The following is a 22361-nucleotide window of genomic DNA, read 5'->3' on the forward strand; positions in this document are numbered from 1 at the left end:
AGGCTGAGGGTAACCTGGATGAGTATAAGGAAAATGGCAGGGGCGGCTGGATTCGAACCAACGCATGGCAGGATCAAAACCTGCTGCCTTACCGCTTGGCGACGCCCCTGTATCTGTTGCTGCGAACGCTTATGCGCTCGACTTCTTGACCAGACTTTGCAGCTTGCGATGCAACATCGAAACGTTGCTTCCTTTCGCCACAAACCCTGTTTGGGTCGCTGAAAGAAGGGCCAGAACTTTATCAGCTTCGGCTTTGCTTGGGAAGGCCCCAAACACACAACTTCCAGTACCGGTCAGTCGAGCCTCAGTGAATTTACCCAGTGAATTCAACGCATTGCGAACTTCCGGGTAACTCTGCTCTACCACCGGTTGGCAGTCATTTCGACTGTTTCCCTCGGGAACGGGGCGCATCTTAAGGGGGAGCGAATCACGTGTCAACTGTGGATGTGAAAAAATTTCTACTGTGCTGACAGACACTTGCGGCACAAGCACGACATACCACGGCTCTTCCGGGTCGACCGGGGTCAATTGTTCACCCACGCCCTGGGCGAATGCCGCGTGGCCGCGCACGAATACCGGTACGTCGGCGCCCAGGCTCAGGCCTAGTGCGGCCAGGCGGTCTTCGTCCCAGTCCAGTTGCCACAGGTGGGCGAGGGCCAACAGGGTAGTGGCGGCATCCGAGCTGCCACCGCCGATGCCGCCGCCCATGGGCAGCACCTTGGTCAGCCAGATGTCGGCGCCCATCGTCGTGCCGGATTGTTCCTGCAGCTTGCGCGCGGCACGCACGATCAGGTTGCTGTCATGCGGCACTGCTTCGATCTCGGTGTGCAGGCGGATCACGCCGTCGTCACGCACGGCGAAGCTCAGTTCGTCGCCGTGATCGAGAAACTGGAACACGGTTTCCAGCTCGTGATAGCCGTCCGCACGGCGGCCGATGATGTGCAGCCACAGGTTGAGCTTGGCCGGAGCGGGCAGGGTGAGGGTCTGCATGTATCAGTGCCCCAGCTGGCGGGGTTGCCAGTCCTTGACCACCAGTGTCACGTCGAGGTCCTTGCCGTGCAGCTTCATACGCTCGGGCAGCCAGTAGCCGTTCTGTTCCGTGTAGCTCAGGTATTGCACCTGCCAGCCGTCCTGGTCGAGGCTGGCCAGGCGGCTGTCGCCGTCCAGGGTCAGCTTGCTCTTGCTGTCGGGGGCTGGCAGGCCGCGGACCCACCAGACCAGGTGTGAGACCGGCAACTGCCAGCCCAGTTGTTCTTCCAGCAGGGCTTCGGGGCTGAGGGCCTCGTAGCGGCCCTGGTTGGCCACTTCCAGTACCACGCCGCCGGGGCGGCCGGTCAGGCGAGCGGCGCCACGGCCCAGCGGGCCGGCCAGGCGAATGTCGTAGTAGTCCTGGCGTTGCAGCCAGAACAGCGTGCCGCTGCCGGAGTCGCGCGGGGCACGGATGCCGACCTTGCCGTTGATCTGCCAGCCATCGAGGCTGCTCAGTTGCTCTTTATGGGCGCGCCACTGCTGCGGGTCGCCGTGGCCCTGCAGGGCCTCGCGGCTACCGAAGCCGGCACAGCCGGCCAGCAGGGCGATCAGGGTGAAGGTAATGCAATGGCGCAGGAACATGGCGTTAGAGAGTCTCGGATCCGGTCAGGCGCAGAATGGTCTTGCGCAGGATGGGGCTGTCGGCCTGGGCTTCGAAGCCCTTGGCCCAGACCTGGCGGGCTTCGCGGCGTTTGCCGTTGGCCCATAGCACTTCGCCCAGGTGGGCGGCCACTTCGTGGTCTGGGAAGCTGGCAAAAGCCTTGCGCAGGTAGGTTTCAGCCTCGTCGAGGTTGCCCAGGCGGTAATTGACCCAACCCAGGCTGTCGAGCACCGCCGGGTCATCCGGGGTCAGCTGATGGGCCTTGTCGATCAGCGCCTTGGCTTCGCTGTAGCGGGTGGTGCGGTCGGCCAGGGTGTAGCCGAGGGCGTTCAGGGCCATGGCGTTTTCCGGCTCGCGGGCGATGATGGCGCGCAGGTCTTTTTCCATCTGCGGCAGGTCGTCACGCTTTTCCGCCAGCATGGCACGGGTGTACAGCAGGTTGAGGTCGTCCGGGTAGCGCTGGATGGCTTGCTGCAGCACCTGGCTGGCCTGGGCGTCCTTGTTGTTGTTGCTGTAGCTTTCCGATTCGATCAGGAACAACTGTATGGCGTAGTCCGGCTGGGATTCGCGGGCATCGGCGAGCAGGCGCGAGGCTTCGGTACCACGGCCGTTGGCAATCAGGATGTCGGCCTGGCGCAGCTGCGCCGGCAGGTAGTCGGGGCCCGGGCCGACCAGGGCGTATTCACGCAGGGCGCCTGCAGGGTCGTGGCGCTCTTCGCGGATGCGGCCCAGGTTCAGGTGCGCGGCGTCGACGTTGCTGTCGCGTTCGATCAGCTCCTGCAGGTAGCCCTCGGCTTCATCCCAGTCCTTGTTTTCCAGGCACACCAGCGCCAGCGAATAGCGCAGCTCGTCGTCCTCGGGGTATTGCTGGACCAGGCTGAGGAACTCGCCCTTGGCATCGGCGATGCGGTCCTGTTCGACCAGGGTGCGCGCGTAGGTCAGGCGCAGGCGCTTGTCGTCCGGGTTGTCGCGAATCGCCCCGCGCAGCAGTGGCAGGGCCTCCGGGCCGCGGTCCAGGGCTTGCAGCAGGCGCGCGCGCAGCAGGACCGGGGCGACTTCGCCGTTTTGCGGCGGGTGCGATTCGAGCAACTCCAAGGCTTCTTCGGCCTTGCCGTCCTGGTTCAGCAGCAGGGCCTTGCCGAACACCAGCTGGCTGTTGTCCGGGTACTTCACCAGCAGGCGTTCGAAGCTTTGCAGCAAGCCGTCGCGGGTGCTCTGGTCGGTTTCGGCGGCGGACAGGGCGAGGAAATCGAAATGGGTGTCGCCCTGGCCCTGCAGGACCTTTTCCATGTAAGTCATGGAGTCGTCATAGCGGCCGGCGCGGGCCAGCTGGATGGCGGCGGCGCGCTGGGCGTCGAGGTTCTGCGGGTCGTTGCGGGCCCATACCAGGGCGTTGTCCAGTGCCGGTTCGTCGGCGCCGAGGTATTCGGCAATGCGGTAGGCGCGCTCGGAAACCCCCGGGTCTTGGGTTTTCGCGGCCTGGTCGGTGTAGTTGGCCAGGGCGATGTCGAAGCGGTTGCGCTGGCCGGCCAGTTCGGCCACCAGCAGGCTGTAGAGCGTGTCCTGCTTGAACGAGCCATACACCACGGGTTTTTCCGCCTCGCTCTTGTCGGCCTCGGCGACGGGAGGCTCGGCCTTTTGCGGGGCCAGGCTCTGGCAGCCCTGGAGCAGGGCGAAGGCAAGCAGCAATGCGTATGGTTTGTTCATAGAAGGCTTTAAAAAGGACTCACCGGCGGTCGGAGCATGATGACACAAGCGCGGGGGCAAACCCACCTGCGAAGGTATGAAGCTGCGCTTCGCTTATGCAGACCGCGCTGTGCCCGCGCGGTTCGCCGCAGAGCCTGCCACGGCGCCCAGAACACAGAATTTTTGCTCTTGCTCTTGCTTCTGAGCGCGCGATAGTTCAGGCGCCGCAGATTGCGACTTCAGGAGGCCGAGCGAAGGGACTGCGGAGGGAGGTGACGGGCATGGATGCCCGTCAAGCGCTGAGGCCCCATGGATGGGGCCTGCAGCGCGTACTCTCGGGAGCAGGCCCATAGCGAGGGTGCCCCGGAGCGAAGCGTAGGGGCCGGATGATGGGAGCCGACGGTTTTTGGTTCCATTTTGCCACGACAAAAAGGGTTCCGCCGTAAGGGCGTCAAGGTGACGTGGCGCCACTATCGCGAATGAATGTCTACTCGATGTGAATGCCTACACCTGAAAGCAAAAAGCTTAGGGCTGATGTCTCAACAGCCAGCCTCTTGGCGTCCGATGTCACGGAATAGGCCCAAGGGGGCGCAACCAAATGCGAAATAAAATAAGTGCTCCGATAAGTGTTGGGTGCATAGCCCCTAAGACGATCAGGGTGCGCTTCATGCGTATAGGGAAGTTCGTGACCTCATCAAGGTCAACCAAGCTTTTTCGCGCATATATTTTTGGCACTGTTAGTAGTATTGATATTGAGAGTGTGCGCATTACCTTTCCAATTAGGCCTGCTTGTGAAAAGGTTTTTTTATTCCCGCTCACGAATGCGCTATTCGGTAGTAGTGATTCGATCCTGTCAAGATGATAGATTGATATGTAGAACGATACGCAAAGCGTGACGGTCATGGCGGCCAAAATTATAAATGCAACAATACCCGCTTCAGTGCTCATTCGCTGCCTACCTTTTCATACAATACTTCGCCGAGCGCTTCCCCTACAGCACCGCCAAGCATGCTTCCTCCTGTGGCTCCCGCAGCCCCACCAATAACAGCGCAGACAAGTACGCCTGTACCGACTGTGGGCACGCCAAGAGCGAGACAAATATTAGTGGCAATAGCACCGCCGTAGCTTGTTGCTATCCCTCCCACGGCGACACTGCCTGTCAAGGAAGATCCATGGACGTATTTAGCTTTTCTACACTCATTGTCGCGGCCAGCGGTGCAGGCTTTATGGATTTCAAGACCCGTCGCGGCGACTTCCAGCGCAATACCTATATAGGTGTCTTTTTTGATCAGGTTGGCAGCCCTGACCACACCTATGATCTTAACTGCACACCCCACAATCTCAGTCGTTTGCAAGTCCTTGCCACGCGTCGAGTGCCGGCCTTGAGTTTCCAATGATCGATTGCTGCGGGAGAACTTTGTCCTTGAACAGAATACGAAGTTGTATCTCCATTGGGTCATAGATAGTGAGACAGCACGAGTGCAAGGAATAATATGATGTGAATAGCCCAGAGGTTGACCAAGACAAGCCTTTCACGGCGCGGAAATTTTTGTACTTCCTCGATATCTGCTGCGCCCCTGTAAGTGAAGATTTTGGGTGTGGCCAGTAGTGTTGCAATTTGACCAGTTCTTACCAGTTTTCCTATTAGTCCAGCATGCTTATAGTTTTTTATGTTGTCAGATACGATACGAGAGGTGGGTAAGAAAGACTCAAAGTGCTCGGTGTATTTATGTGCAACGTAAATTTGGACAGTAATCGCGATTGCGATTGAGGTGATGAGAATAAGTGCGATCAGACCCGGTTCCATATTGATCATTGCGAGAACTCTCGATATAGGAAGTCACCAAGCACCTCGCCTTTTTCTCCTCCGAAGTCACCGCCTAGCTTCCCCCCTGCGGCAGCACCAATGACTGCGCAGGTAATTGACCCCAGACCGGCCGTCCCTACTCCCAGAGCCGCACATACAAAGGGCGCAACAATGGTCCCTCCTATGTATCCACCTATGCCGCTGCCGGTCAGACCACCGGCTAATGACGCACCATTGAGAAATTTTGCACGCGTGCACTCATCTTCTCTGCCGAGCATACAGGCTTGGCGAATCGCCAGGCCCGTTGCTGCGACATCAAGCGCTATGCCAATGTAAGTACCTTTTTTTATCAAACTGGCAGCCTTGCCTACCCCGGCAACCTTATCCGCATACCCTGCAACCTCACCGGTGTGCAAATAGCGTTTCGTGGATATGGCCAGTGTCCTTTTAATCGATCCCTTGTTGCGCAAACCCGAGCCGAACGCCGCCAGTTTGCCCAACTGTTCGTCAAGCTTCGAGAACAGTGCTGCACGCTTGGCATAAAACTGGTCACGGTTCTTGAGCGTCCCTGAACCCAGATGTTCTCTGTGCAATTTCTCGATCTCCAGCAACGTGTCCTGAATGGCCTTCAGATGCCTGCTCCAGCCATCGCTGACCACGCCTGCGCCCAGTGAAGCATGGGCAAGCAAGCTCTTCAGCAACTCGAAATTATCCAGAAAAAACTCATCAGCCCCCTGGCCACTGCGCATCAGCCCCATATGCGTGATGGAGGCCTGAGACATCAGATAAGCCTCCTGACTGGTACACGAAGGTGTAGACCAGTCGCCGACGATCACCAGTTCGCCGCTTCTGACCACGCTGTTGTAAATGTGTGCATTCAGGATGTCGAACTTGCTTGCGGCATGCCCGCCAAGCGCAAGGCCGGCCTTGAGGGTGTGATAGTTCTGCATCCTGGGGTTGATGAAAGCGCGGGCTTCGTACATGGCGATACCTCACGCGTACTTCTTGTTGCCGATCCGGTCCCAACCACCGGCAATGTTGCCGCCGCCCGAGCCGTCGATGCGCTTCTGCAGGGTATAGGTGGTCTTGATTCTGCCGTAATCGAGGCGAACCACCTCGATAGGCACGCCGTCGGCGGCGCTCTGGGCGTAATCGGCAATGATCACTTCTTCTAGGATGATCTCGTAGTACTTCAGCTTGTCACCGCCCGCGCGGCACAGCGCGAGTTTGACTTCCTTGAGATGCTGCCCCGCGCAACTGGCCTCCATGAGTTTACAGCTGGCGCTGTCGAGAAACTTGGTAAAAGTGAAATGGCTCACTTCGGTGCGCCCCGAAGTGGCACCCCCTGCCGAGCTTGCAGTGGCAGAGGTGCTTTGGCTTACACCGAAATCATAACCGGTGACTTCAATCCACTTGCCGTACTTCTCGTCCAAGGCTTCGCCTGGGATATCGTCGATTTTCAAATACGCGTCCAAAGCCATATCTACCGCTCCTTGGTCATCATGTGGGTGAGGAATATCGATGTAGCGGCGTCAAGGCTAGGCGCGGAAAGAGGGTGGAGCAACAGCTGGGCATGTATTTGGGAAAAGGACTACAAGACTGTGGATAAGTCTTGTAGAGATATGTCAAGAGTCCTCTCGACCTGGTCGGTTTAATTAACTAAGGAGATGTCGAGCCGATGGTTCTGGTTCTTGCTTCTAAGCACGCGGTAGTTCAGGCGCCGCATAGTGCGACTTCAGGAGGCCGAGCGAAGGGACTGCGGAGGGAGGTGACGGGCATGGATGCCCGTCAAGCGCTGAGGCCCCATGGATGGGGCCTGCAGCGCGTACTCTCGGGAGCAGGCCCATAGCGAGGGTACCCCGGAGCGAAGCGTAGGGGCCGGATGATGGGAGCCGACGGTTTTTGGTTCCTTTTTGCCACGACAAAAAGGGACCCGCCGTAAGGGCGGAAAGGTGACTTGGCGCCACCATCGCGAATGAATGTCTACTCGATGCGAATACCCACATCCAAAAAGCCCAGTCCATTTACGATGGCGAAGCATACTCACCTTTTCGCCCGTACAGCGCTCCCATCATCCGGCCCCTGCGCTCCGGGGCTCCCTAACTCCGGCCCTGCGAAGATCAAGATCAAAAGCGGGGGTTATGAGCTGAAGTTGCCGCTGATGCTGGCCTGGAGCCGGCGATAGCCGCAGCGCTATCAGCGCAATAGCGAACGGTGGTTGTCCTGAAACCTGCGAAAGAGGACAATTATCGGCTTCCCGTCACAACCAGCGACCTTGCATGGCCTTTCTTGCACTTGGTATCAACCATAAGACTGCCTCGGTAGACGTACGCGAGCGCGTGGCGTTTACCCCAGAGCAGCTGGTAGACGCCCTGCAGCAGCTCTGCCGGCTGACATCCAGCCGCGAAGCGGCGATTCTGTCGACCTGCAACCGTAGCGAGCTCTATATCGAGCAGGACCACCTGTCCGCCGATGTGGTGCTGCAATGGCTCGCCGACTACCACCGCCTCAGCCTGGACGAGCTGCGCGCCAGCGCCTACGTGCACGAAGAGCACGAGGCGGTGAAGCACATGATGCGGGTGGCCTCCGGCCTGGACTCGCTGGTGCTCGGCGAACCGCAGATCCTCGGCCAGATGAAGTCCGCCTACGCCGTGGCGCGTGAGGCTGGCACCGTCGGCCCGTTGCTTGGGCGCCTGTTCCAGGCCACTTTCAGCGCTGCCAAGCAGGTGCGCACCGACACCGCCATCGGCGAAAACCCGGTGTCGGTGGCGTTTGCCGCGGTCAGCCTGGCCAAGCAGATCTTCAGCGACCTGGGCCGCAGCCAGGCACTGCTGATCGGTGCCGGCGAAACCATCACCCTGGTCGCCCGCCACCTGCATGAGCAGGGCGTGCGCCGTATCGTCGTGGCCAACCGTACCCTCGAGCGGGCCAGCATCCTGGCCGAACAGTTCGGTGCGCACGCGGTTCTGCTGGCCGACATCCCACAGGAACTGGCCAACAGCGATATCGTCATCAGTTCCACTGCCAGCCAGTTACCGATCCTTGGCAAGGGTGCGGTCGAGAGCGCGCTGAAGCAGCGCCGGCACAAGCCGATTTTCATGGTCGACATTGCCGTACCGCGCGATATCGAAACCGAAGTCGGCGAACTGGATGACGTCTACCTGTACACTGTCGATGACCTGCACGACGTTGTGGCAGAAAACCTCAAAAGTCGCCAGGGCGCGGCCCAGGCCGCCGAAGAGCTGGTGTCGGTGGGGGCAGAGGACTTCATGCTGCGCCTGCGCGAGCTGGCCGCGGTGGATGTGCTCAAGGCCTATCGCCAGCAATGCGAGCGCCTGCGCGACGAAGAACTGCAAAAGGCCCAGCGGCTGCTGGCCAACGGCGGCAACCCCGAAGACGTACTGGCCCAACTGGCCCGGGGGCTGACCAACAAACTCCTGCACGCGCCCAGCGTGCAATTGAAAAGGCTCTCGGCCGAGGGCCGCCTCGATGCGCTGGCCATGGCCCAGGAACTCTTTGCCCTCAACGAGGGCTCGACGGACAAATCCCCGCAATGAAAGCGTCGCTGCTGAACAAACTGGAAATCCTCCAGGACCGCTTCGAAGAACTCACCGCTCTGCTTGGTGATGCCGAGGTCATTTCCGACCAGACGCGCTTTCGCGCCTATTCCCGTGAATACGCCGAAGTCGAGCCGGTCTACGCTGCTTATAAAGAGTGGCGCAAAGTCCAGGACGACCTCGAAGGTGCCCAGGCGCTGCTCAAGGACAGTGACCCGGACCTGCGCGAAATGGCCGTGGAAGAAGTGCGTGAAGCCAAGGAACAACTGCTGACGCTGGAGTCGCAGCTGCAACGCATGCTGTTGCCCAAGGACCCCAACGACGGCCGCAACGTGTTCCTCGAAATCCGCGCCGGCACCGGTGGCGACGAGGCGGCGATCTTCTCCGGCGACCTGTTCCGCATGTATTCGCGCTACGCCGAAAAGCGTGGCTGGCGCCTGGAAATCCTCTCGGAGAACGAAGGCGAGCACGGCGGCTACAAGGAAATCATCGCCCGCGTCGAGGGTGAGAGCGTGTACGGCAAGCTCAAGTTCGAGTCCGGCGCGCACCGCGTACAGCGCGTGCCCGAAACCGAATCCCAGGGCCGTATCCACACCTCCGCGTGCACCGTGGCAGTACTGCCCGAGCCGGACGAGCAGGCGGCCATCGAGATCAACCCGGCCGACCTGCGCGTGGACACCTACCGCGCATCCGGTGCCGGCGGCCAGCACGTCAACAAGACCGACTCGGCGATCCGTATCACCCACTTGCCCACCGGTATCGTGGTCGAGTGCCAGGAAGAGCGCTCGCAGCACAAGAACCGTGCCCGTGCCATGTCCTGGCTGTCGGCCAAGCTCAACGACATGCAGACCAGCGCCGCGCAGAATGCCATCGCCACCGAGCGCAAGCTGCTGGTCGGCTCGGGTGACCGTTCCGAGCGCATCCGTACGTACAATTATCCACAGGGGCGGGTGACCGATCACCGTATCAACCTGACCCTGTACTCGCTGGACGATATCCTCGCCGGCGGGGTGGAGGCGGTGATCGAACCGCTGCTGGCCGAATACCAGGCCGATCAACTGGCCGCTCTGGGGGACTGATGACCATCATCGCCAGCCTGCTGCGCAACGCGCAGTTGCCAGAGTCGCCTACCGAGCGGCTGGATGCCGAGTTGCTGTTGGCCGCGGCCATCGGCAAATCGCGCAGCTACCTGCACACCTGGCCCGAGCGAATCGTCAGCAGCGAAGATGCCGAGACCTATGCTGGCTACCTGCAGCGCCGCCGTGGCGGCGAACCGGTCGCCTACATTCTCGGGCTGCAGGGCTTCTGGAAGATCGATCTGGAAGTGGCACCGCATACCCTGATCCCGCGGCCGGATACCGAGCTGCTGGTCGAAGCTGCCCTTGAACTGCAACCCGCCACGCCGGCCAAGGTCCTTGACCTGGGCACCGGCACCGGCGCGATTGCCTTGGCCCTGGCCAGCGATCGCCCGGCCTGGCAGGTGACCGCAGTGGACCGCGTGGAGGAGGCTGCAGCCCTGGCTGAGCGCAACCGCCAGCGGCTGGGCCTGGCAAACGCCCAGGTACGGCTCAGCCACTGGTTCGACAGTCTGGCCGGCGAGCGTTTCGACCTGATTGTCAGCAACCCGCCCTACATCGCTGCCGCAGACCCGCATTTGGTCGCCGGTGATGTACGCTTCGAGCCCAGCAGTGCGCTGGTGGCCGGTGCCGATGGCCTGGACGACCTGCGCGTGATAGCTGCCCAGGCGCCCGCGCACCTGGTACCGGGTGGCTGGTTACTGCTGGAACACGGCTACGATCAGGCAGCGGCGGTGCGCGCCTTGCTGGCTGAACAAGGCTTCATCGAGGTCGCCAGCCGCACGGACCTGGGCGGCCATGAACGCATTACCCTGGGGCGCCTGCCATGCTGAGTGATCAGGAACTGCTGCGTTACAGCCGGCAGGTTTTGCTGGCCCAGATCGACATCGACGGCCAGTTGCGGCTCAAGCAGAGCAAGGCGCTGATCGTCGGGCTCGGCGGCCTTGGCTCGCCCGTCGCCTTGTACCTGGCCGCCGCCGGGGTCGGTGAGCTGCACCTGGCGGACTTTGACACCGTCGACCTGACCAACCTGCAACGCCAGGTGATCCACGACAGTGCGAGCGTGGGCATGAGCAAGGTCGATTCGGCCCTGCAGCGCCTGCAGGCAATCAACCCGGAAATCAGCCTGGTTGCCCATCGCCAGGCTCTGGACGAGGACTCGCTGGCGGCCGCTGTGGCAGCGGTCGACCTGGTGCTGGACTGCTCTGACAATTTCGGTACCCGCGAGGCGGTCAACGCTGCCTGCGTCGCGGCTGGCAAGCCGCTGGTCAGCGGTGCGGCGATCCGCCTGGAAGGACAGTTGTCGGTATTCGACCCACGGCGTGACTACAGCCCTTGCTACCACTGCCTGTATGGCCATGGCAGCGAAGCCGAACTGACCTGCAGCGAAGCCGGCGTGATCGGCCCATTGGTGGGCCTGGTAGGCAGCCTGCAGGCGCTGGAGGCGATGAAGCTGCTGGCCGGGTTCGGCGAGCCGCTGGTCGGCCGCCTGCTGTTGATCGATGCTCTCGGCACTCGTATCCGCGAATTGCGGGTCAAGCGCGACCCGGCTTGTGCGGTCTGTGGTAAGCGCGATGGCTGAGCGATCGGCGCCGGTCGGCGTGATGGACTCCGGGGTTGGCGGCTTGTCGGTACTCGCCGAGATCCAGCGCCTGCTGCCCAACGAGACGCTACTGTACGTGGGCGATTGCGGCCACATACCCTACGGCGAGAAGTCGCCGGACTATATCCGTGAGCGTCTCCGGCGCATTGCTGCGTTCTTCCATGAACAGGGCGCCAAGGCCATGGTACTGGCCTGCAATACCGCCACGGTGGCGGCGGTGGCCGACCTGCGCGAGTTGTACCCGAACTGGCCGCTGGTGGGCATGGAGCCGGCGGTGAAGCCCGCTGCCGCCGCTACGCGCTCTGGCGTGGTCGGTGTGCTGGCCACTACCGGTACCCTGCAGAGTGCCAAGTTCGCTGCCTTGCTCGATCGTTTTGCCAATGACGTACAGGTCATCACCCAACCTTGCCCGGGCCTGGTCGATCTGATCGAGACCGGTGACCTGGCCAGCCCGGTGCTGCGCCAGTTGCTGCAAGGTTATGTGCAGCCGTTGCTGGCCGCTGGCTGTGACACGTTGATTCTCGGTTGCACCCATTACCCCTTCCTGCGCCCGTTGCTGGCCGGCATGGTGCCAGCCGACGTTGCCATCATCGACACCGGTGCCGCAGTGGCGCGCCAACTGCAGCGGCTGCTGGGCGCGGATGACCTGTTGGCCGATGGGCCGGCCAGGGATACCCGCTTCTGGACCAGTGCCGATCCGCAATCTCTCAGAAAGATCCTGCCTTTGCTGTGGCATAAGTCGGACAGTGTGCAAAGCTTTTCATTGTGAAAAAAACGTGAAAGAAGCTGAACTATCGTACCGCTGCCGGTTTCTACCGCCTTGCCTGAAATGAGGCGGATACCAATAACAGCAAAGAAGGATGTTGCTCATGAAGAAGCTGCTCGGCTTGGCGGCGGCTGCCGTCTTCACCCTGGGGCACTCACTGTCGGCGCAGGCTGCCGACGTTTCGTTTTCGGTGGGGCAGACCGGTGACTCGACCATGGTCTACCGGTTGGGGCTGCAATCGAATTGGGAAGCGAGCTGGTGGCAGACCAGCGTCGGGCGCCTGACGGGGTACTGGGATGGGGCCTACACCTATTGGGATGGTGACGAGACCGCGAGCAACCATAGCCTGTCGTTCGCGCCGGTGTTCGTCTACGAGTTTGCCGGGGAGTCGGTGAAGCCTTATATAGAGGCTGGGATTGGCGTGGCGGCATTCTCCAGCACCGAGCTGGAAGACAACGAGCTGGGCTCGGCATTCCAGTTCGAGGACCGCATCGGCTTTGGATTGCGCTTTGCCGGTGGGCATGAGATCGGCGTGCGGGCGATTCACTATTCCAACGCGGGCATCAAGCAGCCCAACGATGGGGTGGAGAGCTATAGCCTGCATTACCGCATGGCGCTCTGAGCTCTCCTCTGCCGGCCTCTTCGCGGGTGAACCCGCTCCCACAGGGGGGCTTACATAGCTTGAGATCTATGAGGTACCTGGGGGAGCAACTGTCTTGCTCCATTACTCAGGCTACCTCATCACCTTGTAGGAGCAGCCTTGTGCTGCGAAGAAGCCATTGCTGCAGAAGAACATCTGCTGCCCTACTGCCCTCTTCGCAGCACAAGGCTGCTCCTACAGATTATGCGCATGACTTCAAGCCGAAGCGGTCGAGGTGGGAGCCGGCTTGCCGGCGATAGGGCCGGAACGGTCACCACATCGATTACTTGAGTGGCAAAGGCCACAGGCTAGTCAGATCCAAAGCCTCCAGCACAAGCTCGGGCTCCCTCTGCGGCCACCGCCGCAGCAGTTCTTCTGCCGCATCCTGCGGCGTCCATGCCTCCGGTAGCGCCTGCGCCGGTGTCACGGGGTTCTTCAGCGACTGCGGCCCCACCACGGTCAGCTCAACCCCCTGCGCCTTCAACGCCTGACGCTGCTCGCGCATCCATTGCGGCATGTTGTTCCAGCCCGCAGGCACCTGCGTCGGTGCATGCAACTGCAGCGCCGAATAACGGTTGAACACCGCCATCACCTGCGGCGAGTCACCCTTCGCCAATAACGGCAGCGCACTGGCCAGGCAATGCTCGCCGGCCAACTGGTTGTCCGTGACGATCGCCTCGAACAACTCGCTGTCAGCCACATCGTCCGCCAGGTAATCGCTGGTACCAGCGTTGATGATCAAGCCATCCAGCGCGCACCAGGCATGGCAGATCTGCTGGCTGGCCTGGGCCGCCTGATGTTCTTCGTGCAACTGCCACGGCAAGCGCAACAGTTGGCTGCCATAGCGTGCACCCAAGGCATCCAGTGCCTCGCCATGCTTCGCGCTTGCAGCTACCCGGTGTCCTTGCCCGAGCAGCCCCTCCACTAAAGCCAGGCCAAGTCCATTGCCTGCTCCCGTCACCCAGATACTGCGTGCGTTGTTCAAGATGCTGCCCTCTGATCCTGCCGGCGCGGGAGGTTCTTGAATGCCTCCAGTGCGCGCTGACGACTGCTGTCGAGATCGACAATTGGACTGTGGTAGGAATATCTAGCAAAAAGATCGGCCGACTTCACGGGGAAATGAATGGCTTTTTCATCCACCCCCTGCAATTCCGGCAGCCAGTGCCGAATGAAACGCCCTTGCGGGTCGAATCGCTGCGACTGTGAAACCGGGTTGAAGATGCGGAAATAGGGCACTGCGTCGGTGCCAGTGGACGCGCTCCACTGCCAACCGCCGTTGTTGGCGGCCAGGTCGCCGTCTATCAAGTGGCGCATGAAATGCCGCTCGCCCTTGCGCCAGTCGATCAGCAGGTTCTTGCTGAGGAACATGGCCACGATCATGCGCAGGCGGTTGTGCATCCACCCGGTGTGCAGCAGTTGGCGCATGGCGGCGTCGATGATCGGGAAGCCGGTTCGGCCCTGTTCCCATGCTTCGAGGTCGGCCGGTGCATCGCGCCAGGGCAGGGCTTCGGTCTGGGCGCGGAAGGCACGGTGACGCGAGACCTGTGGATAACCGGTCAGGATGTGTTTGTAGAATTCGCGCCAGAGCAGCTCGTTGATCCAGGTTTGCACGCCGCTGCTGCCGCTGTCGAACTCGCCGCGGTTGCTGGCCAGGGCACCGTGCAGGCACTGGCGTGGCGAGATCACGCCGGCGGCCAGATAGGCGGAGAGCTGGCTGGTACCGGGCTTGGCAGGCAAGTCACGCAGCTGTTGGTAATCGTCGATGGTTTCATCGAGAAAACGGGTCAGCCGCGCCTGCGCTTCGGCTTCGCCGGCCGGCCAATGGTCGCGCAGTGCCTGCGCGGGTTTTTCGAAGCCGTCCACGTGCTGTGGGATCGGGTCGCTGCTGACATGCAGCGGTGCCTGGCGTTTTATCTGGCGGGCCAGGGCAGGGAGGCTGCGGTGCAGGTGCTCCAGGCAGCTCTTCTTGAACTGGCTGAACACCTGGAAGTAGTCGCCGCTGCGGGTAAGGATGGTGCCAGGGCGGAACAACAGCTGGTCGAGGTGGCTGTGGGCCTGGATGGACGACTTTTCCAGCAGCGCACGGGTGGCGTCGTCGCGACGTTGCTCGTTGATGCCGTACTCCTCGTTCCAGTGCACGCTTTGCACCTGATGTTGGCGGCAGACGTCGAGTACGGCCTGTGGCGCCTGGTCCCAGGTGTCGATCTTGCGGATCAGCAGGGGGATGTTCAAGCGCTCCAGCGACTGGCGCAGGTCGCGCAGGCTGCGCAGCCAGAAGTCGACCTTGCAGGCGGCGTCGTCGTGGGCCAGCCATTGCCCGGGGCTGACCAGCCACAGTGCGAGGGTCGGGCCGCGTTCGCTGGCGGCGGCTAGCGCGGTGTTGTCATCGATGCGCAGGTCGCTGCGCAGCCAGGTCAGGTGCATGGTGCGGTCATCTCTCCAGGCTGGCGGTCATGGGCTTGCAGCAAACGCAATGCCGCCTGCGGGGTATCGAAGAGGGCAAGATTGGGCAGCCCCAGGGCGCGCAGCCGGGTTTCATGCAGCGCCAGCGTCGGCCCGCCAGCCAGGGTCGGCACGGGCAGGTTGGACAGGGTACGGTGCAACGCCTTGTCATCGATGCGTGGCCCCAGGTGCAGGAGCACGGCGCGTGGCTTGAGCATGGTGGCTGCGCGTTGCAGGTGCGCGCCAGCAATGGTGTGCTCCAGCACTTCGACCGGCAGGCCGTTGCTGGTGAACAGCCAGGCGCACAACCACAAACCGGGGCTGAAAGTGTGTTCGCTGTCTTCGGCCAGCAAGATGGCAGGCCCATGCAGCAACTGGTTGTCGTGGTAGACCCTGGCGCCCAGCTTGCTGCGCAACCAGCTGTGGAAAAACACCTGTTCCAGCCGTGCGTTGAAATAGTTGCGCCAGCGCAGGTCGAGGAGGTCGAGCAGCGGCAACAGCAATTGCTCGCACAGGGTGACGGCCGGGTACAAGGCCATCGCCTGGTTGAGCTGCTGGTCGAGGGCGCGCTGCGACAGCGTGGCGATGGCCTCGATCAGTTGGAACTGCCGGGCTTGCCAGTCGCCTTTCGGCGGCGTGCTGGCCGGTTTGTCGAGCAGCTCGCGTACCTGGCCGACGGAGGCGCCGCGCTGCAGCCAGGCGAGGATCGCTTCTACTCGTTCGACCTGCTCCAGCGGATACAGGCGATGGCCCTTGGCAGTACGCTGGGGCTTGAGCAGGCCGTAGCGGCGCTCCCAGGCTCGCAGGGTGACGGGATTGACGCCCGTGCGGCGAGCCAGTTCGCCGATGGGCAACAGGATCTCAGACGGCATTGCGCAGGCCCAGGCTCTCGGGGTGCGGCTGAAGGTAGGCCTGCTGCTGCAGATACGGATCGGGATGCTTGCGCAAATGGTGCTTGAGCAGGGTCAGCGGCACTACCAGCGGCACCACGCCTAGCTGGTATTGGCCGATGATGGCCTGCAGCTCGGCTTTGTCCTGCCGTGTGAGGATGTCCTTGAAGTAGCCGCTCAGATGCTGCAGCACGTTGCAATGATTGCCGCGGCTGGCACAGCGGCGCAGAGCCTGCATCAGCTGGCTGAAGTAGCGCGGGCCGATGCTTTGCGGGTCATCGTCCTTGCTCATGCTGCCAAGCAGGCGCCCGAGGCTGCGGTAGGCCTGCGGGTTGTTGGCCATCAACAGGTACTTGTAGCGTGAGTGGAATCGCACCAAAGCGCCACGGCTCAGGCCTTCGGCCAGCAGGCGCTGCCAGTCGGCGTAGGCGTACACGCGGCTGATGAAGTTCTCGCGCAGTACGGGGTCGTGCAGGCGGCCTTCTTCTTCCACCGGCAGGTCCGGCCGCCGTGCGCAGAACGCCTGCGCATACACTCCCCGTCCACCGTGGAAGGCAGGGTGGCCATTGTCCTGGTATACCTTGACCCGCTCCAAGCCACAGGAAGGCGATTTCTGCATGAAGATGTAGCCGCAGATATCATCGAGTTCCGCCGCCATTTGCTCGCCATAGCTGCGCAGCGGCCCGGTCAGGTCCATGCCGCGGTTGCGGGTGCCTACCACTTCCGGCTGCTCGGGGTCGCCGACCAGGCGGATCGGGTCGCGCGGCACGCCCAGGCCGATGGCCACCTCCGGGCACACCGGCAACCAGTCGAAATGTTCCTCGAGTTGCATACGGCACAGGTCGGAGGCCTTGTGGCCGCCGTTATAGCGCACGCTGTGCCCGGTCAGGCAGGCGCTGATGGCGATACGCGGCTTGCTGTGGGTGGATGAGTCGTGCATGGGCTGCCTCCAAAAACCTGTACGAGACAAAATAGTTGTACAGGTTCATTCCAGCACAGCCCGGAAGTTATGCAAACAGTTTTTTTTGTATAACCCTACATCACTCGAGATGTTCGAGCAGCCGACGCGCCGCTTCCTGGCCACTGAGCCAGGCGCCCTCGACGCGGCCGGACAGGCACCAGTCGCCGCAGGCGTATAGGCCCTGGTCAGCATCGGCCAGTGCGCCCCATTCATGGTTGCTGCTCGGGCGGGCATAAAGCCAGCGGTGGGCCAAGGCAAAAGTAGGTGCTGGCACCACGCAGCCGACCAGTTCGGCGAATTCGCCCCACAGCTGTTCGATCACTTCTTCCTTGGGCAGGTCGATGTGTTGCCGGCTCCAGTCCGAGGTGGCGTGCAGTACCCAGGTGTCGAGCTGCTCGTCACGCCCGGGCTTGCTGCGGTTGCGCGCCAGCCAGTCGAGCGGGTTGTCCTGCACGAAGCAGCCTTGCATCGGGGTGTCCAGCGGGGTCTGGAAGGCCAGGGCGACGGCCCAGGTGGGCTCCATCTGCACACCGGCGGCCACGGCAGCGAGCTTCGGAGTAGCGGCCAGCAGCGGCGTGGCCTGTGGCGCCGGCACGGCGATCACCACGCGGCTGTAGGGGCCGTGGCTGCAGCCTTCGGTGTCCTGCAGGTGCCAGTACTGCTTACCGCGGAACACTTCGGCGATGCGGCAGCCGAAGTTGACCGTCACGTCCTTGAGCAGGCCGCGGGTGATTGCACTCATGCGCGGCACGCCCACCCAGCGCGTCTGCTCGTCGGGGGAGGGGCTGAGTTCACCATCGCGGTAGTTGTACAGCTGTGGCTTCCATTGCGCGGCCCAACCGGCGGCAACCCATTGCTGTACCTGCTCGACGAAGCGGCGGTCACGGGCCGTGAAGTATTGGGCGCCGAGGTCCAGCGCGCCAGCTTCGCTGCGCTTGCTGGCCATGCGCCCGCCACTGCCGTGGCCCTTGTCGAACAAATGCACGGATTGCCCGGCCTTCTGCAAGGCCTGGGCGGCTGACAGACCGGCGATACCGGCCCCGATGATGGCGATAGGTACTGTCATGATGGCCTCTTCAAACCTTGCTGTAAGCAGACTACGCTGTCAGGCAAACCTGTACAATGCTCAAATGTTGTATAAGGTTATTCCGTGTTGGCAGGCAGGTTGGCCTATGTTTATCCGAGAGCGTCGGGTCAAAAAAGTGCCTTGATGTTAAAAATAGACCACCGCCGCATTCTGCGAGGACACAGCCATGCATATATTGCTGACAGGCGGCACCGGGTTGATAGGCAGGCACCTGTGTCAGTACTGGCTCGGCCAGGGTCATCGCCTGACGGTATGGAGCCGGCGACCCGAGCAGGTGCCGAAAATTTGTGGGACCGGCGTGCGTGGCATCGCCCGCCTGGAGCAACTGGAGGCGGACGATCAGCTGGACGCGGTGATCAACCTGGCCGGCGCCCCGATTGCCGACCGGCCCTGGACGGCGACCCGGCGCAACCTGCTGTGGACCAGCCGCGTCACCCTCACCGAGCAGTTGCTGGCCTGGCTGGGCAGCCGCGAACAGCGCCCGGAAGTGCTGATCTCCGGCTCGGCGGTGGGCTGGTACGGAGACGGTGGCGAACGCGAGCTGACCGAGGCTTCACCGCCGGTGCGCGAAGATTTCGCCAGCCAACTGTGCATTGCCTGGGAAGAGACAGCGATGCGTTCGCAGGCTCAGGGCATTCGCGTGGTGCTGGTGCGTACCGGGTTGGTGCTGGCCAGTGACGGCGGCTTTTTGTCGCGCCTGCGCCTGCCCTTCAAACTGGGGCTGGGCGGGCCTTTGGGCGACGGGCGGCAGTGGATGCCTTGGGTCCATATAGACGACCAGGTCGCCCTGATTGATTTTCTCTTGCAGCACAAGGATGCCAGCGGTCCTTATAATGCCTGCGCCCCGGAGCCGGTGCGCAACCGCGAGTTTGCCAGGCGCCTTGGCCGCACCTTGCACCGGCCGGCGCTGCTGCCAGTGCCGGCACTGCTGCTCAAGGCGGGGCTGGGTGAGCTGTCGACCCTGCTACTCGGCGGCCAGCGCGCCCGCCCGGCACGCTTGCTGGCGGCAGGCTTCACCTTCCGCTTCAACGATTTGCAATCGGCTCTGGACAACCTGTCCAGCCGCCTCTGACATAGGACGCTGCATGACCGATCACGCCCTGCTGCTGGTCAACCTGGGTTCCCCGGCCTCCACCTCGGTGGCCGATGTGCGCCGCTACCTCAACCAGTTCCTCATGGACCCGTATGTGATCGACCTGCCCTGGCCGGTACGGCGCCTGCTGGTGTCGCTGATCCTGATCAAGCGCCCGGAGCAGTCGGCGCATGCCTATGGCTCGATCTGGTGGGAAGAGGGCTCGCCGCTGGTAGTGCTGACCCGTCGCCTGCAGGCGGCAATGGTCGAGCACTGGCCCCATGGCCCGGTGGAGATTGCCATGCGCTATGGTCAGCCGGCCTTGCCCGAGGTGCTGGAGCGCCTGGTGGCCCAGGGTGTGCGCAAGGTGACCCTGGCGCCGCTGTATCCACAGTTCGCTGACAGCACGGTGACCACTGTGGTGGAACTGGCCAGGCAGACGGTCAGTGAACGCCAGTTGCCGTTGCAACTTCGCGTGCTGCAGCCATTCTACGAGCACCCGGACTACATCGAGGCATTGGTCGCCAGCGCCCGGCCTTACCTGGAGCAGGATTACGATCACCTGTTGCTGAGCTTCCATGGCTTGCCGGAGCGCCACTTGAAGAAACTGGACCCTACCGGCAAGCATGACTTCCAGGCGGCCGATTGCTGCAAGGATGCCAGTGCCGACATGCGCGCGGTCTGCTACCGCGGGCAGTGCCTGGCAACGGCCAGGGCCTTTGCGCAGAAAATGGGCATACCCGATGGCAAGTGGTCGGTGTCGTTCCAGTCACGACTGGGGCGGGCCAAGTGGATCGAACCCTATACCGAGGCGCGGCTGGACGAGCTGGCCAAGGCTGGGGTGAAGAAGCTGCTGGTAATGTGCCCGGCGTTCGTGGCCGATTGCATCGAGACCCTGGAAGAGATCGGCATGCGCGGGAGTGAGCAGTTTGTCGAGGCCGGCGGGCAGGAGCTGGTGCTGGTGCCTTGCCTGAATGATCACCCGGAGTGGGTGAAGGCGCTGGCGGGGATGTGCGAAAAAGCCTGAGTCCAAGGTTGCCCTCTTCGCGGGTAAACCCGCTCCCACAGGTTTTGCACAAGGCCTGAGGGCAGCGGGGTACCTGTGGGAGCGGGTTTACCCGCGAAGTGGCCGGGTCAGGCTAAAGCCGAATCAAGGCAACTGATCATCCAGCTTCTTGTGCTTCCAGCCATCATTGCCCGGCAAGATCAGGTTCAGGGCGATAGCCACGATGGCGCACAGGGCGATGCCCTTCAGGCCCCAGTCATCCGGGCCATCACCACTGCCGATCAGTACGCCGCCGATACCGAACACCAGTGTCACCGACACGATCACCAGGTTGCGCGCTTCAGCCAGGTCGATCTTGTGGCGGATCATGGTGTTCATGCCCACCGCCGCGATCGAGCCGAACAGCAGGCACAGGATGCCACCCATCACCGGTACCGGAATGCTTTGCAGCAATGCGCCGAACTTGCCGATGAAGGCGAGGGTGATAGCGAAAATCGCCGCCCAGGTCATGATCTTCGGGTTGTAGTTCTTGGTCAGCATCACCGCGCCGGTGACTTCGGCATAGGTGGTGTTGGGCGGGCCGCCGAACAGGCCGGCTGCGGTGGTGGCCAGGCCGTCGCCCAGCAGGGTGCGGTGCAGGCCGGGCTTCTTCAGGTAGTCGCGGCCGGTCACGCTGCCGACCGCGATCACCCCGCCGATGTGCTCGATCGCCGGTGCCAGGGCAACCGGGACGATGAACAGGATGGCCTGCCAGTTGAATGCTGGCGCGGTGAAGTTGGGCAGCTCCAGCCACGGCGCGGCGGCGATCTTGGCAGTGTCGACCACGCCAAAGGCGAACGACAGGGCAAAGCCTACGAACACGCCGGCAATGATCGGCACCAGACGGAAGATGCCCTTGCCGAACACGGCAACGATCAGCGTTGTCAGCAGGGCCGGCATCGAGATCATCATGGCGGTCTTGTACGGCAGCAGCACGCTGCCGTCACCGGCCTTGCCCATCGCCATGTTGGCGGCGATCGGCGCCATGGCCAGGCCGATGGAGATGATCACCGGGCCGATCACCACCGGCGGCAGCATGCGGTCGATGAAGCCGGTGCCTTTGATTTTTACCATCAGGCCCATGAAGGTGTACACGAAACCTGCGGCCATCACGCCGCCCATGGTCTCGGCCAGGCCGAACTGGCCCTTGGCGAGGATGATCGGGGTGATGAAAGCAAAGCTCGAGGCCAGGAACACGGGTACCTGGCGGCCGGTGACCAGCTGGAACAGCAGGGTGCCGATGCCGGCAGTGAACAGCGCTACGTTCGGATCGAGGCCGGTGATCAGTGGCATCAGCACCAGCGCGCCAAATGCCACGAAGAGCATTTGCGCGCCCGAAACGACCTGGCGCCAGAGCGGGTCGTTGAAGCCGTCCTGCATGGTCAGGCGTCCTTTTGCTTGGTGCCGAAGATCTTGTCACCGGCATCGCCCAGGCCCGGCACGATGTAGCCGTGTTCGTTCAGGCGCTGGTCGATCGAGGCGGTGTAGATCTGCACGTCCGGGTGGGCTTTTTCCACCACTTCGATGCCTTCTGGCGCAGCGACCAGGACCATGGCGCGGATCTCTTTGCAGCCGGCCTTTTTCAGCAGGTCGATGGTGGCGACCATCGAACCGCCGGTGGCCAGCATCGGGTCGATGATCAGGGCCAGGCGCTGGTTGATGTCCGGCGCGAGCTTTTCCAGGTAGGTGTGGGCTTCGAGGGTTTCCTCGTTGCGGGCAACGCCGACGGCGCTGACCTTGGCGCCCGGGATCAGGCTGAGCACGCCGTCGAGCATGCCGATGCCGGCACGCAGGATCGGTACCACGGTAATCTTCTTGCCGGCGATTTTTTCAACTTGCACCTTGCCGCACCAGCCGTCGATCTCGTAGGTTTCGAGCGGCAGGTCCTGGGTGGCTTCGTAGGTCAGGAGCGCGCCGACTTCCTGGGCAAGTTCGCGAAAATTCTTGGTGCTGATATCGGCACGGCGCATCAGGCCGAGCTTGTGGCGGATCAGCGGATGGCGGATCTCACGAGTGGGCATAGGGGGCTCCGAAAGGCGGGCAAAAAAACCGCGCTAGATTAATCTATTCAGCCTGTGCTGTCGTCTGGTCATTCTGGA

General features: G+C 62.3%; 23 protein-coding genes and 1 tRNA gene. 9 read left to right on the forward strand and 15 right to left on the reverse strand.

What is annotated here, in order from left to right; translation table 11 throughout:
• Positions 1-34: 34 nt before the first annotated feature.
• The 5 genes from WM94_RS20355 to WM94_RS29415 form a co-directional block, all read right to left on the reverse strand.
• Positions 35-109 (reverse strand) — tRNA-Gln (locus WM94_RS20355).
• A gap of 20 nt (positions 110-129) precedes the next feature.
• Positions 130-990: a 4-(cytidine 5'-diphospho)-2-C-methyl-D-erythritol kinase gene (gene ispE / locus WM94_RS20360; RefSeq protein WP_061551990.1), complete on the reverse strand. Its 861-nt coding sequence runs from the start codon at positions 988-990 to the stop codon at positions 130-132.
• Between the two features lie 3 nt (positions 991-993).
• Positions 994-1611, reverse strand: a complete 618-nt coding sequence (lolB, locus tag WM94_RS20365) for a lipoprotein insertase outer membrane protein LolB (protein ID WP_013970898.1) — start codon at positions 1609-1611, stop codon at positions 994-996.
• Between the two features lie 4 nt (positions 1612-1615).
• The gene (locus tag WM94_RS20370; RefSeq protein ID WP_015268937.1) at positions 1616-3337 is read right to left on the reverse strand and encodes a tetratricopeptide repeat protein; all 1722 of its coding nucleotides are present in this window, start codon (positions 3335-3337) and stop codon (positions 1616-1618) included.
• 546 nt (positions 3338-3883) lie between these two features.
• Positions 3884-4264 (reverse strand): hypothetical protein, encoded by a 381-nt coding sequence (locus tag WM94_RS29415; protein WP_177342419.1) that lies wholly within the window; start codon positions 4262-4264, stop codon positions 3884-3886.
• 224 nt (positions 4265-4488) lie between these two features.
• Here WM94_RS29415 and WM94_RS20375 point away from each other — a divergent pair, with 224 nt between their 5' ends.
• Positions 4489-4713 carry a hypothetical protein gene (locus tag WM94_RS20375; protein WP_015268938.1) on the forward strand — a complete coding sequence of 75 codons (225 nt, stop codon included), beginning with the start codon at positions 4489-4491 and terminating at the stop codon, positions 4711-4713.
• Between the two features lie 59 nt (positions 4714-4772).
• Here the strand turns inward: WM94_RS20375 and WM94_RS20380 are convergent, their stop codons facing one another.
• Genes WM94_RS20380 through WM94_RS20390 form a run of 3 tightly spaced genes read right to left on the reverse strand, consistent with a single transcriptional unit; the run spans position 4773 to position 6604 of the window.
• Positions 4773-5132, reverse strand: a complete 360-nt coding sequence (locus WM94_RS20380) for a hypothetical protein (RefSeq protein WP_061551991.1) — start codon at positions 5130-5132, stop codon at positions 4773-4775.
• Complete coding sequence (locus WM94_RS20385; protein ID WP_061551992.1) at positions 5129-6106, reverse strand: hypothetical protein; 978 nt, start codon at positions 6104-6106, stop codon at positions 5129-5131. Before WM94_RS20385 ends, WM94_RS20380 begins: the two co-directional genes overlap by 4 nt.
• A 9-nt stretch (positions 6107-6115) precedes the next feature.
• Entirely contained in the window at positions 6116-6604 is a 489-nt protein-coding gene (locus WM94_RS20390; RefSeq protein ID WP_061551993.1) for a type VI secretion system tube protein Hcp, read from the reverse strand.
• A gap of 798 nt (positions 6605-7402) precedes the next feature.
• On the opposite strand from WM94_RS20390, the gene hemA reads away from it, so the two are divergent.
• The 6 genes from hemA (at position 7403) to WM94_RS20420 (ending at position 12747) form a co-directional block, all read left to right on the forward strand.
• A complete protein-coding gene (gene hemA / locus WM94_RS20395) occupies positions 7403-8680 on the forward strand; it encodes a glutamyl-tRNA reductase (protein ID WP_015268942.1) in 1278 nt (425 codons plus the stop codon).
• Positions 8677-9759: a peptide chain release factor 1 gene (gene prfA / locus WM94_RS20400; RefSeq protein ID WP_013970909.1), complete on the forward strand. Its 1083-nt coding sequence runs from the start codon at positions 8677-8679 to the stop codon at positions 9757-9759. The genes hemA and prfA overlap by 4 nt, the downstream gene beginning before the upstream one ends.
• Positions 9759-10589: a peptide chain release factor N(5)-glutamine methyltransferase gene (gene prmC, locus WM94_RS20405; RefSeq protein WP_013970910.1), complete on the forward strand. Its 831-nt coding sequence runs from the start codon at positions 9759-9761 to the stop codon at positions 10587-10589. The genes prfA and prmC overlap by 1 nt, the downstream gene beginning before the upstream one ends.
• Positions 10583-11338, forward strand: a complete 756-nt coding sequence (locus tag WM94_RS20410; RefSeq protein WP_013970911.1) for a molybdopterin-synthase adenylyltransferase MoeB — start codon at positions 10583-10585, stop codon at positions 11336-11338. The genes prmC and WM94_RS20410 overlap by 7 nt, the downstream gene beginning before the upstream one ends.
• A complete protein-coding gene (murI, locus tag WM94_RS20415) occupies positions 11331-12128 on the forward strand; it encodes a glutamate racemase (protein ID WP_061551994.1) in 798 nt (265 codons plus the stop codon). Before WM94_RS20410 ends, murI begins: the two co-directional genes overlap by 8 nt.
• A gap of 100 nt (positions 12129-12228) precedes the next feature.
• Positions 12229-12747 carry an acyloxyacyl hydrolase gene (locus WM94_RS20420; RefSeq protein ID WP_039613794.1) on the forward strand — a complete coding sequence of 173 codons (519 nt, stop codon included), beginning with the start codon at positions 12229-12231 and terminating at the stop codon, positions 12745-12747.
• Positions 12748-13048: 301 nt separating this feature from the next.
• Here the strand turns inward: WM94_RS20420 and WM94_RS20425 are convergent, their stop codons facing one another.
• The 5 genes from WM94_RS20425 to WM94_RS20445 form a co-directional block, all read right to left on the reverse strand.
• A complete protein-coding gene (locus tag WM94_RS20425) occupies positions 13049-13750 on the reverse strand; it encodes an SDR family NAD(P)-dependent oxidoreductase (protein ID WP_061551995.1) in 702 nt (233 codons plus the stop codon).
• Positions 13747-15189, reverse strand: coding sequence for a deoxyribodipyrimidine photo-lyase (gene phrB / locus WM94_RS20430; RefSeq protein WP_061551996.1), 1443 nt, complete (start codon positions 15187-15189; stop codon positions 13747-13749). The genes WM94_RS20425 and phrB overlap by 4 nt, the downstream gene beginning before the upstream one ends.
• Entirely contained in the window at positions 15180-16079 is a 900-nt protein-coding gene (locus WM94_RS20435; protein WP_015268948.1) for a MerR family transcriptional regulator, read from the reverse strand. The genes phrB and WM94_RS20435 overlap by 10 nt, the downstream gene beginning before the upstream one ends.
• Complete coding sequence (locus WM94_RS20440) at positions 16069-17037, reverse strand: DUF523 and DUF1722 domain-containing protein (protein ID WP_061551997.1); 969 nt, start codon at positions 17035-17037, stop codon at positions 16069-16071. The genes WM94_RS20435 and WM94_RS20440 overlap by 11 nt, the downstream gene beginning before the upstream one ends.
• Before the next feature lie 100 nt (positions 17038-17137).
• Entirely contained in the window at positions 17138-18124 is a 987-nt protein-coding gene (locus tag WM94_RS20445; RefSeq protein ID WP_013970918.1) for an NAD(P)/FAD-dependent oxidoreductase, read from the reverse strand.
• A gap of 187 nt (positions 18125-18311) precedes the next feature.
• On the opposite strand from WM94_RS20445, the gene WM94_RS20450 reads away from it, so the two are divergent.
• On the forward strand, positions 18312-19217 hold the full coding sequence (locus WM94_RS20450; protein ID WP_061551998.1) for a TIGR01777 family oxidoreductase: 906 nt from the start codon (positions 18312-18314) through the stop codon (positions 19215-19217).
• Positions 19218-19230: 13 nt separating this feature from the next.
• Positions 19231-20244, forward strand: a complete 1014-nt coding sequence (hemH, locus tag WM94_RS20455) for a ferrochelatase (protein ID WP_038408702.1) — start codon at positions 19231-19233, stop codon at positions 20242-20244.
• 123 nt (positions 20245-20367) lie between these two features.
• Here hemH and WM94_RS20460 read toward each other — a convergent pair whose 3' ends face one another.
• Together WM94_RS20460 and upp are read right to left on the reverse strand one after the other, a co-directional pair.
• Positions 20368-21642 carry a uracil-xanthine permease family protein gene (locus WM94_RS20460; RefSeq protein ID WP_013970921.1) on the reverse strand — a complete coding sequence of 425 codons (1275 nt, stop codon included), beginning with the start codon at positions 21640-21642 and terminating at the stop codon, positions 20368-20370.
• Between the two features lie 2 nt (positions 21643-21644).
• Positions 21645-22283 carry a uracil phosphoribosyltransferase gene (upp, locus tag WM94_RS20465; RefSeq protein WP_011532223.1) on the reverse strand — a complete coding sequence of 213 codons (639 nt, stop codon included), beginning with the start codon at positions 22281-22283 and terminating at the stop codon, positions 21645-21647.
• Positions 22284-22361: the final 78 nt, after the last annotated feature.

This window comes from Pseudomonas sp. ABFPK, from assembly GCF_001586765.1.
GTDB classification, from domain to species: Bacteria; Pseudomonadota; Gammaproteobacteria; order Pseudomonadales; family Pseudomonadaceae; genus Aquipseudomonas; species Aquipseudomonas asiatica.

Excerpts from the sequence above, each read along its gene's own strand:
- WM94_RS20385 (WP_061551992.1), bottom strand. The coding sequence starts at position 6,106 with ATGTACGAAGCCCGCGCTTTCATCAACCCCAGGATGCAGAACTATCAC.
- WM94_RS20440 (WP_061551997.1), bottom strand. The coding sequence starts at position 17,037 with ATGCACGACTCATCCACCCACAGCAAGCCGCGTATCGCCATCAGCGCC.
- phrB (WP_061551996.1), bottom strand. The coding sequence starts at position 15,189 with ATGCACCTGACCTGGCTGCGCAGCGACCTGCGCATCGATGACAACACC.
- lolB (WP_013970898.1), bottom strand. The coding sequence starts at position 1,611 with ATGTTCCTGCGCCATTGCATTACCTTCACCCTGATCGCCCTGCTGGCC.
- hemA (WP_015268942.1), top strand. The coding sequence starts at position 7,403 with ATGGCCTTTCTTGCACTTGGTATCAACCATAAGACTGCCTCGGTAGAC.
- WM94_RS20460 (WP_013970921.1), bottom strand. The coding sequence starts at position 21,642 with ATGCAGGACGGCTTCAACGACCCGCTCTGGCGCCAGGTCGTTTCGGGC.
- WM94_RS20375 (WP_015268938.1), top strand. The coding sequence starts at position 4,489 with ATGGACGTATTTAGCTTTTCTACACTCATTGTCGCGGCCAGCGGTGCA.
- WM94_RS20410 (WP_013970911.1), top strand. The coding sequence starts at position 10,583 with ATGCTGAGTGATCAGGAACTGCTGCGTTACAGCCGGCAGGTTTTGCTG.
- WM94_RS20435 (WP_015268948.1), bottom strand. The coding sequence starts at position 16,079 with ATGCCGTCTGAGATCCTGTTGCCCATCGGCGAACTGGCTCGCCGCACG.
- WM94_RS20370 (WP_015268937.1), bottom strand. The coding sequence starts at position 3,337 with ATGAACAAACCATACGCATTGCTGCTTGCCTTCGCCCTGCTCCAGGGC.
- WM94_RS20445 (WP_013970918.1), bottom strand. The coding sequence starts at position 18,124 with ATGACAGTACCTATCGCCATCATCGGGGCCGGTATCGCCGGTCTGTCA.
- upp (WP_011532223.1), bottom strand. The coding sequence starts at position 22,283 with ATGCCCACTCGTGAGATCCGCCATCCGCTGATCCGCCACAAGCTCGGC.
- prmC (WP_013970910.1), top strand. The coding sequence starts at position 9,759 with ATGACCATCATCGCCAGCCTGCTGCGCAACGCGCAGTTGCCAGAGTCG.
- WM94_RS20380 (WP_061551991.1), bottom strand. The coding sequence starts at position 5,132 with ATGATCAATATGGAACCGGGTCTGATCGCACTTATTCTCATCACCTCA.
- murI (WP_061551994.1), top strand. The coding sequence starts at position 11,331 with ATGGCTGAGCGATCGGCGCCGGTCGGCGTGATGGACTCCGGGGTTGGC.
- WM94_RS20390 (WP_061551993.1), bottom strand. The coding sequence starts at position 6,604 with ATGGCTTTGGACGCGTATTTGAAAATCGACGATATCCCAGGCGAAGCC.
- WM94_RS29415 (WP_177342419.1), bottom strand. The coding sequence starts at position 4,264 with ATGAGCACTGAAGCGGGTATTGTTGCATTTATAATTTTGGCCGCCATG.
- prfA (WP_013970909.1), top strand. The coding sequence starts at position 8,677 with ATGAAAGCGTCGCTGCTGAACAAACTGGAAATCCTCCAGGACCGCTTC.
- hemH (WP_038408702.1), top strand. The coding sequence starts at position 19,231 with ATGACCGATCACGCCCTGCTGCTGGTCAACCTGGGTTCCCCGGCCTCC.
- WM94_RS20450 (WP_061551998.1), top strand. The coding sequence starts at position 18,312 with ATGCATATATTGCTGACAGGCGGCACCGGGTTGATAGGCAGGCACCTG.
- ispE (WP_061551990.1), bottom strand. The coding sequence starts at position 990 with ATGCAGACCCTCACCCTGCCCGCTCCGGCCAAGCTCAACCTGTGGCTG.
- WM94_RS20420 (WP_039613794.1), top strand. The coding sequence starts at position 12,229 with ATGAAGAAGCTGCTCGGCTTGGCGGCGGCTGCCGTCTTCACCCTGGGG.